This is a genomic window from Mesorhizobium sp. M1227 (assembly GCF_040318315.1).
GTDB lineage: Bacteria > Pseudomonadota > Alphaproteobacteria > Rhizobiales > Rhizobiaceae > Mesorhizobium.
Map to the genome: position 1 here is coordinate 20564 of NZ_JAMYLZ010000013.1, position 14876 is coordinate 35439.

General features: G+C 61.6%; 17 protein-coding genes. 5 read left to right on the forward strand and 12 right to left on the reverse strand.

Features of this window, described 5'->3' with window-relative positions; translation table 11 throughout:
- Window positions 1–34: 34 nt before the first annotated feature.
- Window positions 35–679, reverse strand: coding sequence for a hypothetical protein (locus NKH28_RS17175; RefSeq protein ID WP_023677808.1), 645 nt, complete (start codon window positions 677–679; stop codon window positions 35–37).
- Between NKH28_RS17175 and NKH28_RS17180 the strand changes: the two genes are divergently transcribed.
- From NKH28_RS17180 to NKH28_RS17190, 3 genes are all read left to right on the forward strand, one after another.
- On the forward strand, window positions 630–812 hold the full coding sequence (locus NKH28_RS17180; RefSeq protein WP_198023574.1) for a hypothetical protein: 183 nt from the start codon (window positions 630–632) through the stop codon (window positions 810–812). The genes NKH28_RS17175 and NKH28_RS17180 overlap by 50 nt on opposite strands.
- Window positions 813–918: 106 nt before the next feature.
- Window positions 919–2598: an electron transfer flavoprotein-ubiquinone oxidoreductase gene (locus tag NKH28_RS17185; protein ID WP_352979783.1), complete on the forward strand. Its 1680-nt coding sequence runs from the start codon at window positions 919–921 to the stop codon at window positions 2596–2598.
- A 111-nt stretch (window positions 2599–2709) separates the two neighbouring features.
- Window positions 2710–3306, forward strand: a complete 597-nt coding sequence (locus tag NKH28_RS17190) for a DUF922 domain-containing protein (RefSeq protein ID WP_352501795.1) — start codon at window positions 2710–2712, stop codon at window positions 3304–3306.
- A gap of 30 nt (window positions 3307–3336) precedes the next feature.
- Here the strand turns inward: NKH28_RS17190 and NKH28_RS17195 are convergent, their stop codons facing one another.
- The 5 genes from NKH28_RS17195 to NKH28_RS17215 form a co-directional block, all read right to left on the reverse strand.
- Window positions 3337–4374 carry an endonuclease/exonuclease/phosphatase family protein gene (locus tag NKH28_RS17195; RefSeq protein WP_352616882.1) on the reverse strand — a complete coding sequence of 346 codons (1038 nt, stop codon included), beginning with the start codon at window positions 4372–4374 and terminating at the stop codon, window positions 3337–3339.
- Window positions 4375–4454: 80 nt separating this feature from the next.
- The gene (locus NKH28_RS17200; protein WP_352540756.1) at window positions 4455–5957 is read right to left on the reverse strand and encodes an AMP nucleosidase; all 1503 of its coding nucleotides are present in this window, start codon (window positions 5955–5957) and stop codon (window positions 4455–4457) included.
- 80 nt (window positions 5958–6037) lie between these two features.
- Entirely contained in the window at window positions 6038–6232 is a 195-nt protein-coding gene (locus NKH28_RS17205; protein WP_352454349.1) for a hypothetical protein, read from the reverse strand.
- A gap of 41 nt (window positions 6233–6273) precedes the next feature.
- Window positions 6274–6426 (reverse strand): hypothetical protein, encoded by a 153-nt coding sequence (locus NKH28_RS17210; RefSeq protein ID WP_023677802.1) that lies wholly within the window; start codon window positions 6424–6426, stop codon window positions 6274–6276.
- A gap of 210 nt (window positions 6427–6636) precedes the next feature.
- Window positions 6637–6981, reverse strand: coding sequence for a DUF2147 domain-containing protein (locus NKH28_RS17215; protein WP_023677801.1), 345 nt, complete (start codon window positions 6979–6981; stop codon window positions 6637–6639).
- A 459-nt stretch (window positions 6982–7440) separates the two neighbouring features.
- Between NKH28_RS17215 and NKH28_RS17220 the strand changes: the two genes are divergently transcribed.
- Complete coding sequence (locus NKH28_RS17220; protein WP_010915070.1) at window positions 7441–7707, forward strand: SEL1-like repeat protein; 267 nt, start codon at window positions 7441–7443, stop codon at window positions 7705–7707.
- 390 nt (window positions 7708–8097) lie between these two features.
- Window positions 8098–9219, forward strand: coding sequence for a branched-chain amino acid ABC transporter substrate-binding protein (locus NKH28_RS17225; RefSeq protein WP_352471026.1), 1122 nt, complete (start codon window positions 8098–8100; stop codon window positions 9217–9219).
- A 99-nt stretch (window positions 9220–9318) separates the two neighbouring features.
- Here NKH28_RS17225 and NKH28_RS17230 read toward each other — a convergent pair whose 3' ends face one another.
- The 6 genes from NKH28_RS17230 to NKH28_RS17255 form a co-directional block, all read right to left on the reverse strand.
- Window positions 9319–11307, reverse strand: a complete 1989-nt coding sequence (locus tag NKH28_RS17230; protein ID WP_352616875.1) for an acetyl/propionyl/methylcrotonyl-CoA carboxylase subunit alpha — start codon at window positions 11305–11307, stop codon at window positions 9319–9321.
- A 111-nt stretch (window positions 11308–11418) separates the two neighbouring features.
- A complete protein-coding gene (locus NKH28_RS17235) occupies window positions 11419–11793 on the reverse strand; it encodes a hypothetical protein (protein WP_023677798.1) in 375 nt (124 codons plus the stop codon).
- Window positions 11794–11836: 43 nt separating this feature from the next.
- The gene (locus NKH28_RS17240) at window positions 11837–12217 is read right to left on the reverse strand and encodes a hypothetical protein (RefSeq protein ID WP_245274740.1); all 381 of its coding nucleotides are present in this window, start codon (window positions 12215–12217) and stop codon (window positions 11837–11839) included.
- Between the two features lie 29 nt (window positions 12218–12246).
- On the reverse strand, window positions 12247–12621 hold the full coding sequence (locus tag NKH28_RS17245; RefSeq protein WP_352471111.1) for a hypothetical protein: 375 nt from the start codon (window positions 12619–12621) through the stop codon (window positions 12247–12249).
- A gap of 115 nt (window positions 12622–12736) precedes the next feature.
- The gene (locus tag NKH28_RS17250) at window positions 12737–13267 is read right to left on the reverse strand and encodes an O-acetyl-ADP-ribose deacetylase (protein WP_352616871.1); all 531 of its coding nucleotides are present in this window, start codon (window positions 13265–13267) and stop codon (window positions 12737–12739) included.
- 1 nt (window position 13268) lies between these two features.
- A complete protein-coding gene (locus NKH28_RS17255; RefSeq protein WP_352616868.1) occupies window positions 13269–14876 on the reverse strand; it encodes a carboxyl transferase domain-containing protein in 1608 nt (535 codons plus the stop codon).

A 14876-nucleotide genomic window follows, 5' to 3' on the forward strand; every position in this document is an offset into this window, starting at 1 on the left:
TTCACATTCGGCCGCGGAGCTTGAATTTGCAAGTTCAGCTCGACGGTATGCGCGGATCCTGCACCAGATAGAACGTCCAGCGCGGCGTGTAGTCGGTGATCAGGAAATAGAAGCTGGCGGTCTTCAGCGGGTCGATCTTGCCGTTCTTGAACAGCAGGCGGTCATACGGTTCGAAATTGCGGTCGAAATCGGCGTAGCTGCTCGACCAGATATTTTCGGGCGTTTTGTTGCGCTGGTCGAACGACAGGCCGTCGCCGAACACGCTCGGCTGGTCGAGGATCTCCTGGAGTTCGAACTGGAACTCGACCCAGGCTTGGCCGCTATTGTTGAGCACGTCGATGCGCATATACATCAGACCATTGGCGAAGTCTCCCGCCTTGCCGAACGGCTGGATCGGCCTTGTCGTGCGAATGGCCAGCGTTACCGGCGTCGCTGAATTCAGCTCTTCGGTGATGACCAGCGGATCCTCTTTCGTGCCGATGCCGGAAGCCCCGGTGATGCGGAAACCGCCGCGCTCGTCGGAAAAGGAATAGGCGCCGGTCGCCCAGACCAGTTGCTGCTCGGCACGGGCATCGAGGGCCGTCAGTGGCAGAAGCGCCAAGAGCGCCGCACGGCAAAACCGGCCGGGCGTGAAAAAAAAGCGCGTCGATGAAAAGCCAGCCGGCCCGAATATGCGCATGGCGGGAAGTATGGCCGATAAGCAAGCCGTCGAACAATTAAAAACATCAGTGCGACATATCTGTGCAAACGGAATAGGATTGAAGATTGATGCTCGTCACCGCGAATCTGTGCGGCAGGACGCGACTTTTTGATGAAATCGGTATTGTCACGTCCGCGCCGGTTTCCCGTCGCTATTTGATGCGCTATGCAGCGCGTGAGCCAGCAAGATGCCGGGAATAGCGAGCCAGTGAGGGATCGATGAGCGATATCGAACGCGAAAGCATGGAATTCGACGTGGTCATCGTCGGCGCCGGCCCGGCCGGCCTCGCCGCCGCGATCCGTCTCAAGCAGGTCAATCCCGAGCTTTCCGTCGTCGTGCTGGAAAAGGGCGGCGAAGTCGGCGCGCACATCCTGTCCGGCGCCGTCGTCGATCCGATCGGCATCGACCGGCTGCTGCCCGGCTGGCGCGAAGAGGAGGGTCATCCCTTCAGGACACCGGTCACCGACGACCATTTCCTGGTTCTCGGCCCCGCCGGTTCGTTCCGTCTGCCCAATATCCTGATGCCGCCGCTGATGAACAATCACGGCAATTATATCGTCTCGCTCGGCAATGTCTGCCGCTGGCTGGCGACCAAGGCCGAGGCGCTGGGCGTCGAGATCTATCCGGGCTTTGCCGCGGTCGGCCTGCTCTACAACGAGGCCGGTGCGGTCACCGGCGTCGTCACCGGCGACATGGGCGTCCAGAAGGACGGCACGCACGGTCCGGGCTTTGCGCCGGGCATGGCGCTGATGGGCAAATATGTCTTGATCGGCGAGGGCGCGCGCGGCTCGCTGGCCAAGCAACTGATCGCCAAATACCACCTTTCCGACGGTCGTGAGCCCGGAAAATACGGCATCGGCCTCAAGGAACTCTGGCAGATCAAACCGGAAAACCACCGGCCGGGCCTTGTCCAGCATTCCTTCGGCTGGCCGCTCGATTTGAAGACCGGCGGCGGCTCCTTCCTCTACCATCTCGAGGACAACCAGGTGGCAGTCGGCTTCGTCGTTCACCTGAACTACAAGAATCCCTATCTGTCGCCCTTTGACGAGTTTCAGCGCTTCAAGACCCATCCGGCGATCCGCGGCACCTTCGAGGGTGCCAAGCGGCTGGGCTATGGTGCCCGCGCCATCACCGAAGGCGGCTGGCAATCGGTGCCGAAACTGTCCTTCCCTGGCGGTGCGCTGATCGGCTGCGCAGCCGGCTTCGTCAACGTGCCGCGCATCAAGGGCTCGCACAATGCCGTGCTCTCCGGAATGCTGGCGGCCGAGCATGTCTGTGATGCGATAGCCGCCGGCCGCACCAATGACGAGCTGGCCTCCTACGAGGCCGCCTGGCGCGCCACCGATATCGGCAAGGACCTGAAGAAAGTGCGCAACGTCAAGCCGCTATGGTCGCGCTTCGGCACCATTGTCGGCGTCGGCCTTGGCGGCCTCGACATGTGGCTGAACACGCTGTTCGGCTTCTCGCCCTTCGGCACGATGAAGCACGGCAGGGCCGACTATGCGACGCTGGAACCGGCCGCCGCGCACCAGAAGATCGCCTACCCGAAGCCGGACGGGGTGCTGACCTTCGACCGGCTGTCGTCGGTGTTCCTGTCCAACACCAACCACGAGGAGAACGAGCCGGTGCATCTGCTCGTCGCCGACATGGACCTGCAGAAGCGCTCTGAGCATGACGTCTATGCGGGACCCTCGACGCGTTACTGCCCGGCCAGCGTCTACGAATGGGTCGACAAGGACGGCAATGCCGCCGCCGATCCTGCGGCCAAGGATGTGCGCTTCGTCATCAACGCGCAGAACTGCGTGCACTGCAAGACTTGCGATATCAAGGACCCGAACCAGAACATAAATTGGGTGCCGCCACAGGGCGGCGAGGGCCCGGTCTACCAGAACATGTAAGTCACAAGGTTTGCTCCGGACTAAACAAGATGAGGAGCAGCGCAACCGTAGGATTGTTGAATAAACCGCCTGCCTGTGTTTCCTTTCTGCGGCGACAGGGAGGAAGGAAAAATGCGCCTGGCAGTTCTGACGAGCGTTGTGGCGATCGGGGCATTGTGCGCCCCTGCAGCCTTGGCCGGCACTAAGGTGCTGGTCAAGACACGAACTTACAACATTGCCGGAACCACCGGCGCGGCCCTGATCGAGGCCATGGATCGCAGTGGGCCGAAGCACGGCTTCATGACCCACGCCATCGCGCAGACCGGCTACAGCGTCGATGATTGGACCTTCGACGCCCAACGGGAAAACGGCGTCTGCCGCCTGCGCCAGGCCAACGGGACGCTCAATCTCTTCTATACCTATCCCAAACTAGTCTCAGCCACGTCGCCTGCGCTGCAGAAGCGCTGGAAGCGGTTCTTCGCTGGCGTTCGCGCCCATGAAGAGACCCATGGCCGCATCGCCAGACAGATGATGCGGGCCACCGAAAAGTCGGTTCGAGGGCTGACAGTCGGTGATGACCCGCACTGTTTCGAGGCACGTCGCGAGGCAAAGCGCCGGATCAATGCCATCTATGCCGAATACGAGGCAAAGCAGATCGCCTTCGATGCGCACGAGCATCGCGACGGCGGCCCTGTCGAGCACCTCATCCGCGCTTTTGTGGGCCAGTAATAAGCCAGGTCGAGATTGGACTGCGGATTTTCAGCTTCGCGTCCCGCCAGGCAGCGCCGCAAGCGCGGTCGCCGTCTGGTGCTCGTCGAGCGGCTTTTGTTCATCCGACCGAAGCGAAAACTCCACCAGCACCGGCAGATGGTCTGAGCCGGTGTCCTCAAGGGTCGACGCCGAATGGATAACAATGGCGCCCTTGCTGAAGACCTGGTCGATCGGCAGTCCGGCGAAGCGCAGGAAATCCGGCAGCCTTCTGTAGAGCCAGGTCGGCCCGACCGACGGCATTACAGTCAGCTTGCCAAGCGATGCGACGCGCCGGACGGCGGCGCTCCATGGCGCTGCGTTGCAGTCGCCTGCCAGGATCGACGTCTCGCCAAGCGAGGCGATTTCGTCAGACAACCCTCCAATCTGCCGTGATTGGTTGTGCGGCCATGGCCAGGTGAGGTGGATGGCGGCGACATCGACGTCGGTTCCGCCGAAATCGACCGTGGCGATCGCCATCGCGCCGCGGCTGTCGCAGTGCGGCTCCGTGCCTATGCCAAACGGTCGTCTGGACAGCAGCGCAACGCCGAACACGCCATTGGGATATGGGCAGAGGATCCGGTAGGGATAGCCGCCGGATAGCAGCCCAAGCTTTGCCTTCCACGTTTCGGACACCTCGTCGAGGGTGATAACATCAGGCTGGGTCCGGCCGATCAGCGACAGCACCTTCTCAGGCGTTGGATTGTTGAACCTGAGGTTCATCTGCAGCAGGCGGTAGACTGGCTCGTCACCGAGTTTGGCTTCGTAGGCGGCCTGCACCTGCCATAGCCGCGAAAGCGGCAAGGCATTCTGCGTGGTGGCAAAGGAGGCTATCGCAAACAGCAATGCGACCGCGGCCTGCAGGCGAAACGAGGTGGCGAGCAGCGGCAGCGCGCAAAGCGCCATCAGCACCGAAAAATGGACGCGGAAATGAGCAAAGGAATCGAGGGCCGGATGCAGCGATCCGAAGAACCCGGCCACCAGCGCGGCCGAGAGTGCAAGCATTGCGACGAATGCCAGCGCAACCGTCATGTCCCGAACACGTGCCATCGCTTTGTCTATCGGCAGAAGTGCGGCTCAATCAAGATGACGAAATGTCCTGACCTGGACCGACACATGCGATTCGGCATTTACTGGAAGGCAGTTTCCGAAAAGCTCCTGAGTTTGCGCGAATGCAGTCGGTCCATCGGCATTTCAGCCAGCTTCTCCATCGCCCTGATGCCGATGGTCAGGTGCTGCGCTACTTGCCGCTTGTAGAACTCGGTCGCCATGCCCGGCAACTTCAATTCGCCATGCAGCGGCTTGTCGGATACGCAAAGCAGCGTGCCATAGGGCACCCGGAAGCGGAAGCCGTTGGCGGCGATCGTCGCCGATTCCATGTCGAGCGCGATCGCCCGCGACTGCGACAGCCGCTGGACCGGCCCGCGCTGGTCGCGCAGCTCCCAATTGCGGTTGTCGATAGTGGCGACGGTCCCAGTGCGCATGATGCGCTTGAGATCATATCCGGAAAGCCCGGTGACCTCGGCGACCGCTTCCTGCAGAGCCACCTGGATTTCGGCTAGCGGCGGGATCGGCACCCAGACCGGAAGATCGTCGTCGAGGACATGGTCTTCTCGTACATAGGCATGGGCCAGCACATAATCCCCGAGCGCCTGCGTGTTGCGCAGGCCGGCGCAATGGCCGAGCATCACCCAGGCATGCGGCCGGAGCACCGCAATATGGTCGGTGATCGTCTTGGCGTTGGAAGGCCCAACGCCGATATTGACCATGGTGATGCCGCCATGATTCGGCTTCTTCAGATGATAGGCCGGCATCTGCGGCAGGCGAGGCGGCGCAGCACCCTCACCGGGCGCGCCGTCCCCTGCTTTGGTCACGATGTTGCCCGGCTCGACGAACTCGACATATCCATCACCGCCATTGGCCATCAATTCGCGTGCACGGGCGACGAATTCGTCGATGTAGAATTGGTAGTTGGTGAACAGCACGAAGTTCTGGAAATGCTGGGGACTGGTCGCCGTATAATGCGACATCCGGTGCAGCGAATAGTCGATGCGTTGCGCGGTGAACGGCGCCAGCGGCCGTGCCTCGCCCAATGCCACTTCGAACGTGCCGTTGGCGATCTGGTCGTCGGTGCCGTCGAGATCCGGCACGTCGAACAGGTCACGGATCGGCCGTTTGATGCGCTCGGCAGCAGTCCCGTCGACATGCGTGCCTTCGAGGAAGGCGAAATGCAGCGGGATGGGAGTGGTCGATTCCGAAACCGTGACGGGAACGCCGTGGTTGCGCATGATCAGCCGAAGCTGTTCGGTGAGGTAGCTTTCGAAAAGAGCAGGCTGGGTGACGGTGGTTGAGAAATGCCCCGGCGTCGGCATGTGGCCATAGGCCTGCCGCGAGTCGATTTGCGTGAAGGAACTCGTGGTGACGCCGATCTCCGGATAGAAAGCCCGGTAGCGTTTGTTGTTGTCGCCGCCCGCGGCGAGCGCGGTAAATGAATCGCGCAGGAACTTGGTGTTGCGGTCGTAAAGCACCTGTAGGGCGGCGACCGCCTTCTTGGCGTCGTTGAAGCTCTGCCGGCCAAACGGCTCCGGCGTGACCACCGATTCAATGGCTTGGGGATAGATTCGCTTTTCCATGACCCAATATAGAGAGTTGGACGCGCGGTTGGGAGGGGGTAAGGCGGCCTCAATACGCGCTGTCGGCGTTTTTCGGTCTGCTAACCGCGCTGCAGGCTAACCAGCAGCACAAAGCCGAGGCCTGACTTCCTCAACGCAGGCGCCTCGATCGTCGAGCCGGCATTGGTGCGCATCGTCGGCACGGCCAGTACCGGTACCGAAAGAACAGTCAGGATGAGCGCCGCGCGCGGCAGCAGCCGAAGCGTCTTGAGGGTGTTGGCGGCGAGGCGGTTCATTGGCGTTTTGCTTTTCTCTAAAGGTTCAGCTCTTTGTCGTTTCAGTGGTGAAGATGGTTCAAGCAACCGAGTCGGCAGGAACTGGCGACGTCCCAGGAGCGGGACGGCCGGCCGGCTTCGGCGACAAGGACGGCGAACAACATGCCGAACAGACTCATCAGCAGGCAGACGATGGTGAAGCGGCGGGCAAGCATTGCGCGGTGTCTCCTTCAACACGCATGACAATGCCTTGCCCCGGCTGAACCGGCTCTGATCCCGGCGTTCATCTGCGGTTCAAAAATGGTTGATGATCTCTGAGAGGGTCCGCTGTGAGTGCAGCGACCCATGGCGACACCATGGCTGCGAGACCGATAACATGAAAACGGGGCCGACTGGCCCCGCTCACCCCGGCAGGAAGGGCACGATCAGAGCTTGTGCCAGGTCTGGCTCTTGCAGATCAGCCCGCCGAGCACGCAGCCGCTCATCTTGAGAGAACTGCCGGAAAGCGAAGCCTTGCCCGAATAGGTCTTGTCGGTTTCCGGGTCGGTTATCGTGCCGGCATATTTGTTGTCGCCGGCAACCTTCAGTGAACCGATGTTCTTGCCGGCAAATTTGCCGGATTTGAGCGTAATCGAAAATGCCCCGCCGCCACCCGAAATGGCGGCAGTCGATCCGGCTTGCGTTTTCCAATTGCCTTCGATCGGATCGGCCCATGCCGCGCCGGTCATCATTATTGCGGCCGCGAGGGCCAGGCTCACTTGTCGAAACATGTCTTTCCTCCCTCAGGTAAGTCCAATCGGGCTCCGTCCCGGGTGTCTGCCCCTTACGCAAACGTAAGCTAGTCCAGCTCCCGGAAAAACAAAAGCGGTGCCGCCACGGAAGGGTTGCGGGTTTTTGCCCGCTCCCGAACGGCCGCGCCGGCGAAAGATGAAACGGGCCGCACACGTCTTTGTCTTCTGTGGTTAGCGGAGTCTTGATCCGCGCCTCGCAAGTTTTCTTCAAATCTTGTGCAAACCGGCGCGATTGCTGGCTTTGTATCCTTAACGAATTTTCGTGTTTACCTCTTGTTTTAGCTTTGTTTTCCTCAAATTAAGCACGCCATTTAACGACGGATTCAAGCCTCCGGGGCATTCTCGAAAGCATCGAAAGAGCGGCCGCCCCCGACGGTAATCAAGGACACCGAGGGACATACGGAGACAGCTCTCGGGAGCCAGAACAGGGGATTTGAAATGGCACGTTTTGAAATGCTTGAAGCCGGCTTCGGCGCCATGGGGGCAACCGCCCAGGCCGATATTCTTTTCGAGTTGGGCATGATGTATGCGACTGGCCGCGATTGCGAGACCGACGTCGTCGCCGCCCACAAATGGTTCAACATCGCCGCGATCAAGGGTTCGGCCCGCGCCGCGGAACTGCGCTCCGAATTGTCTGCCGCCATGTCGAAGGTCGAGATCGCCAAGGCGCTGCGCGAAGCTCGCGAATGGATGACGATGCACTGAATTCGCCGGCATCGACCTCACAAGGGGTACTGACCTCACGACAGGGACGCTTCGGGTCAAGGCCGCGCAGAGGGCCGGGCCCGAAAAATCAAGGCCGCGCAAGACGGCCGGGCCAACAAGATCAAGAACACGGCGGACGAGCCGCGCCATAAACCGTACAAACAGGGAAGGCGAGCGGATCCTGGTGGGGATACCTCGGGAACTCGATGAGAAAAGCTGCGACCGGCCGGAACAAGGCTGGCGCGGCTTTGTCTTTGGAACAGCGCATTACAGGCCCAATCGAGCGCCGACGATGCGTCTAGACAGCTCCGGTGAAGGATGAAATTCTCCCGCCATTCTGGAAGAGGCGCGGCCGGGATGGTCGCGCGAGAGTGGAGGAGTTGTGTCACCATGAAGAAATTCAGTATTTTCAGCGCAGCCATATTTGGCCTGATGATGACCGCGCCGGTCGCCTTCGCCGATGACATCACCTTTTCGGTGGTCGGACCGATGACCGGTCAGCTTGCCAACATCGGCGATCAGTTTAAGCAAGGCGCGCAAGCCGCCGCCGACGCGATCAACGCGGCGGGCGGCGTCGACGGCCGCCAGATCAAGCTCGACATCGAGGATGACCAGTGCGATCCGAAGCAGGCGGTTTCGGTCGCCAACCGCATCATCGCCAACGGTGTCAAGTTCATCGATGGCCACGCCTGCTCGGGCTCCAGCATCCCGGCCTCCGCTGTCTACGCCGAAGCCGGTGCGCTGATGATGAGTCCGGCTTCCTCGAACCCGGTGTTGACCGATGCAGCGGCGAAAGCCGGCTGGCCGACGATCATGCGCCTCTACACGCGCGACGATGCGCAGGGCGCTTTCATCGGTCCCTGGATCGCCAAGAAATATGCCGGCAAGAAAGTCGTCATCCTGCACGACAAGAGCGCCTATGGGCAGGGCGTGGCCGATGCCGTGAAGGCAACGATGAACCAGAACGGTCTCAATGAAATCCTCTACGAGGGCATCAACGCTGGCGAGAAGGACTATTCCGCTCTTGTTACCAAGCTCAAGGAGCTGAAAGCCGACGTCGTCTATTTCGGCGGCTATCACCCCGAAGCCGGCCTGATCCTGCGCCAGTCGGCGGAGCAGAACCTCAAGTTCCAGTTGATCATGCCGGACTCGATCGCTTCGCCGGAATTCTGGCAGGTTGCCGGTCCGGCCGGCGAAGGCACCATGTTCGTCTTCCCATCGAATCCGCAGGCGAAGCCCGAAGCCAAGGAGGCCATCGCCAAGATCAAGGCCGGCGGCTTCGTGCCTGAGGGCTTCACGCTGTTTTCCTATGCGGTGATCCAGGCCTTCGCCGAAGGCATCAAACGCGCCGGCAGCGACGATCCGGCAAAAGTCGCCGAAGCGTTAAAGAACGGCCAGCCGATCAGCACGGTTGTCGGCTCGGTCACCTTCGACGAGAAGGGCGACCTCAAGAACGCGAGCTACGACATCAACCAGTGGCATGACGGCAAATACGCGCCGATCCAACCGTGATGGCCGCGGCGCCGCAAGACGCGCTGCTGTAATCGAACATGGCCGGGGGTCAAACCCGGCCACATTTTTTTTGGCGACGCCTTTGTCACGCGTTCGAGATCACTTCGTGGATAGGGAAACAGCAGTCAACTGAGGTTCCTCGACAAAGCGAACCAGCACGGTGCCGTCGGTTACCTGCGCGCCTTCGGCAGCAATCTCGGCGATAACCCCGTCATGGGGCGCGGCAATGGTGTGCTCCATCTTCATCGCCTCCAGGATCAGCAGCGGCTGGCCCTTGATCACGGACTCGCCTTTGCCTGCACGCACCAATTTGACCAGGCCGGGCATTGGCGCGCGCAGGCTGCCGGAAGCGGCGGCGGCTTCGTCGGCTCGGGCCAGCGGATCCGGCACGGCAAAACCGTAGCCGATGGCGCCATCGAAGACCGTGACGTGGCCCGGCCAGCGGGCGAGGCGAGGCGCCGCGCGGAGATCCCGCGAATTGACGCTGTCATAGGGCGCATCCAGCGCCACCTCGAACCGCCCGTCCGGCCGCACCGACACGCGCGCGCCGATCTCCTGCTCGCCAAACTTCAGCAGGGTGCTCCGCGCTACAGCGTGGAAATGCGCATAGCCGGCCAGTGACGACCAGGGATCGTCCGAGGACGGCAAGTCGCGCGCACCGGACGCGGCAAGTGCCGCGGCGGCAATCGTCTCACCGCTCGGCGGCGGAACCGCCGTCAACGCCTGCTGGTGCCTGGCGATCAGGCCGGTATCGACATCGCCCGCCGCAAAATCCGCAGTAGCGGCCAGCGCGGCAAGAAAGCCAGTGTTGACCGTCGAGCCGGCGATTTCGGTCTGCGACAGTGCCGTGCCAAGCGCCGTGAGCGCCGTCCGTCTGTCCTTGCCATGAACGATCAGCTTGGCGATCATCGGATCGTAGAACGGCGAAATCGCATCGCCAGCGCGTACACCGGTTTCGACGCGCATGGTCGCACCCTCCGGTGCCGGCTGCGGAAATTTCAAATGGTGCAAGGTGCCGGTCGCCGGCAAAAACCCTCTTGCCGCGTCCTCGGCATAGATGCGCGCCTCGAAGGCGTGGCCGGAGAGCGCGATCTCGCTCTGCGTCTTCGGCAGTTTTTCGCCGGAGGCTACCCGCAACTGCCACTCGACCAGGTCGATGCCGGTGACCATTTCGGTGACGGGGTGCTCGACCTGCAGACGGGTGTTCATTTCCATGAACCAGAAACGGTCGGCCTTCAGACCTTGCGAGGCATCGACGATGAACTCGATGGTACCGGCGCCGGAATAGTGGATTGCCTTGGCGGCTTTCACCGCCGCCTCCGTCATCGCCTTGCGCAGTGCCGGCGTCATGCCGGGGGCAGGCGCCTCCTCGATCACCTTCTGGTGGCGGCGCTGCGCCGAGCAGTCGCGTTCGTGAAGATGCACGGCGTTGCCGAAATTGTCACCAAACACCTGCACTTCGATGTGGCGCGGCTTGTCGACATATTTTTCCACCAAGACGCGGTCGTCACCGAACGCGGCTTTCGCCTCGCGCCGCGCGCCCGACAGTGCTTCCGAAAAATCATCGGGATGCTCGACGCGCCGCATGCCTTTGCCGCCGCCGCCGGCGCGCGCCTTGATCAGTACGGGGTAGCCTATCTCGCGCGCCTTGGAGGCGAGCAACACGATCTCCTGCGCTTCGCCGTGATAGCCCGGAACGACAGGCACGCCGGCCTTTTCCATCAGCCGCTTGGCCGCGTCCTTCAGTCCCATGGCACGGATCGAGGCCGCCGACGGCCCAATGAAGATCAGCCCCGCCGCGACCACCTGGTCGACGAAATCGGGGTTTTCCGAAAGAAAGCCGTAGCCCGGGTGGATGGCCGCGGCACCTGTGGCCAAAGCCGCCGCGATGATCTTGTCGCCGCGCAGATAGCTTTCGTTGGCGGTAGAGGCGCCGATATGCACCGCTTCGTCGGCCATTTCGACATGCAAGGCGCGATCGTCGGCGTCGGAATAGACGGCGACGCTGCGCACACCCATCCTGCGTGCCGTGCGGATCACCCGGCAGGCGATCTCGCCACGGTTGGCGATCAGGATCTTGGCGAACATCGGGCCTCCACAGGCAGAGCTGCCGCCAACGGCGCGAATTCTCGTCACGCGAACTGCGGCAATGCCCTGCTTTGTAGTCTGGCGGTCAAAGGGTAGGCAAGCGAGGCCTGCCTACTTTGAGGCCGCGATTTCGCAAGCTCCCCCGGTCGTGACCCTGTAACGGTCGCGGGTGACCTGGCAGGATTTCATCGCCATATCCTCGGCAGCCTTTTGCGAGGGCGCATTCAAGCGCGAGCCGCACAGGATGTACAACGAACGCACCCGGGAATACGGAGTGGTCGCATAAGCTGAATGGCCGCTGGCCGCCACATAGGCCTTATATGCCTTGGTGCATGGCCGATCCGCGGTCGCCGGAAAATACGGGTAGAAGCGGACGTCGCCCTTGCTTCCAGCCAGCGATTCCGCCGCGCCGACATTGGGGCTCGAGATTAGAAGCAACCCGGTTATCAGCGAGAAGACTGCTTGTTTGACGCTTATAGATTTCATTTTTCCCACCCATTGAATATGTCGAAGGCCGACGGGTGTCGGTCTATTTGGAGGCAGCTATGGCGCAGGCCCCTGCAGTCGTGACCTTGTACTTGCTGCGCGCGGACTGGCAGGATTTCAACGCCAGCGCCTCCGCAGCCTTCTGGGATGTTGCATTCAGATAAGCACCGCAAATAGTGAATTCGGTTGCCCAGTTGAATGGCGTCATCGCATAGGCCGAGTGACCGCCAGCCGCCACATAGTCCTTGTAATTCTTGCCGCAGCCTCCGATTGTACCCGGTGCAAAATAGACCGGAAAGCGGCTGTCGCCCTTGCTTCCCGCCAGCGATTCGGCGGCGCCGACATTCGGTGCAGAGGCCACAAGCAGTGCAAGTACCGACATGGTTGCTCGCTTGATTGATAAAGATTTCATTGCCAAACCCATTTGAACCCCAAACACTGAAATATATTCGCCTACTTGGAGGCAGCGATTTCGCAGCCGCCGCCTGTTGTAACTCTGTAACTGTTGCGGGCGGCCTGACAGGATTTCAACGCCAATTCTTCGGCAGCTTGCTGTGACGGTGCATTCAAGCGCGAGCCGCAGATGATGTACAGAAAACGCACCCGGGAATACGGAGTGGTTGCATAGGCTGAATGGCCGCCGGCCGCTACATAGGCCTTGTAGGCCCTGGTACACGGATCCTTCGGGCTCTGCGGCAAATAGGGATAGAAACGGGTCTCGCCCTTGCTTCCCGCCAGCGACTCCGCTGCACTGATGCCAGGCGTCGCTAATATAAGCAACGCCGCAAGTATATGCGCAGTTGTTCTCTGAAAAACCCGCCGCCTCATCTTCGCCCAATCCCCATTGGTATTTGCGATGATCAATAGCCGTGATTCTTTCGTCTGGCCAGATCGAGAAGCAAAAAATAGTCTGGAGATGTGGTGGGTTGTCTCCCGCGCAGGGTCACACCCTGCCGAGTGCAGCGACGACCCGCTGATACAATTCGGCCGTCGGCTCGTCGAAGCAGCAGAAAATGACGGTTGCCGGAGCGATGTTCTGGCCGATGAAGGCGCTCACGGTCCCGACAGCAATTTGCGTCGCCTGATCCTTCGGATAGCGGTAGGCCCCGGTCGAGATCGCAGGAAACGCCACCGTCCGGCAGTCCTTTGCGGCGGCGATTTCGAGCGACCGGCGATAGCAGGAGGCGAGCAGTTCGGCTTCTCCTTTGCTGCCACCTTGCCAGACCGGCCCGACCGTATGAATGACGTAGCGCGCGGGCAGCCTGTAGCCCTTGGTGATTTTTGCGTCTCCGACCTTGCAGCCATGCAAGGTCCGGCATTCTGCCACAAGCTCGGGGCCGGCCGCGCGGTGGATAGCGCCGTCGACGCCGCCGCCTCCGAGAAGAGAGGTATTGGCGGCGTTGACGATGGCATCGACCGCCAGCTTCGTGATGTCGCCGGTTTGAATGCGAATCCTCTGGCCGATTTCGCTCATCTCACATCCTGAACACGCCGAATTTTGTCTCCTCGATCTCGGCGTTGAGCGCGGCCGAAAGGCTGAGCGCCAGCACCTCGCGGGTCTTGGCCGGGTCGATGATGCCGTCGTCCCAGAGCCTTGCCGACGAATAGAGCGGGTGTCCCTCGTGCTCGTACTTCATCAGGATCGGCTTCTTGAATTTCGCTTCCTCCTCAGCGCTCCATTCCCCGCCCTTGCGCTCGATGCCTTCGCGCTTGACCACGGCCAGCACCGTTGCCGCCTGCTCGCCGCCCATCACCGAAATGCGGGCATTCGGCCACATCCACAGGAAGCGTGGCGAATAGGCGCGTCCGCACATGCCGTAATTGCCGGCACCGAACGAGCCGCCGATGATCACGGTCACCTTCGGCACCTTGGCCGTTGCGACCGCCATGACCAGCTTGGCGCCGTCCTTGGCGATGCCGCCGGCCTCGTATTTTCGCCCGACCATGAAGCCGGTGATGTTCTGCAGGAAAATCAGCGGGATCTTGCGCTGGCAGCACAGCTCGATGAAGTGCGCGCCCTTCAGCGCGCTTTCCGAAAACAGCACGCCATTGTTGGCGACGATGCCGACCGGCATGCCGCTGAGATGGGCGAAACCGGTGACCAGCGTGGTGCCATAATTCTGCTTGAACTCATCGAACTCGGAGCCGTCGACGGTGCGGGCGATTACCTCGCGCACGTCATAGGGCTGGCGCAGATCCGTCGGCACGATGCCGTAGAGTTCATGTGGATCGTGAAGCGGCGGAATCGATTTCTGCAAGGCCAGGCTTACATTTTTGTTCCGATTCAGGTTTTTGACGATACGCCGGCATATGGCCAGCGCATGCTCGTCGTCGAGCGCATAGTGGTCGGCAACGCCGGAAAGCCTTGTGTGCACGTCGGCGCCACCGAGGTCCTCGGCGGTGACGTCCTCGCCGGTGGCCGCCTTCACCAGCGGCGGCCCGCCGAGAAAGATGGTTGCCTGGTTGCGCACCATGATTGTCTCATCCGACATCGCAGGCACATAGGCGCCGCCGGCCGTGCACGAGCCCATGACGCAGGCGATCTGCGGAATGCCGGCGGCCGACATGTTGGCCTGGTTGTAGAAGATGCGGCCGAAATGATCGCGGTCGGGAAACACCTCGTCCTGGTTGGGCAGATTGGCGCCGCCGCTGTCGACCAGATAGACGCAAGGCAGATTGTTCTGCAATGCGATCTCCTGTGCACGCAGATGCTTCTTCACCGTCAGCGGATAATAGGTGCCGCCCTTCACCGTGGCGTCGTTGACGACGACCATCACTTCGGTGCCTTCGACGCGGCCGATGCCGGCGATGAGGCCGGCCGAAGGGATGTCCTCGCCATACATCGACCATGCCGCGAACTGGCCGATTTCGAGGAAGGGCGAGCCTGTGTCGAGCAATTGGGCTAGGCGTTGCCGCGGCAGGAGCTTGCCGCGGGAGACGTGCCGCTCACGCGCCTCTTCCGAGCCACCGCGCTCGATGGCGGCGGCTTTTTCAGCAATATCGGCGACCAGCGCCCGCATGCGCCCGGCATTGGCGCGGAAAATATCGGAGGCGGGCGATATCTGCGAGGTGAGGGGGGCCAT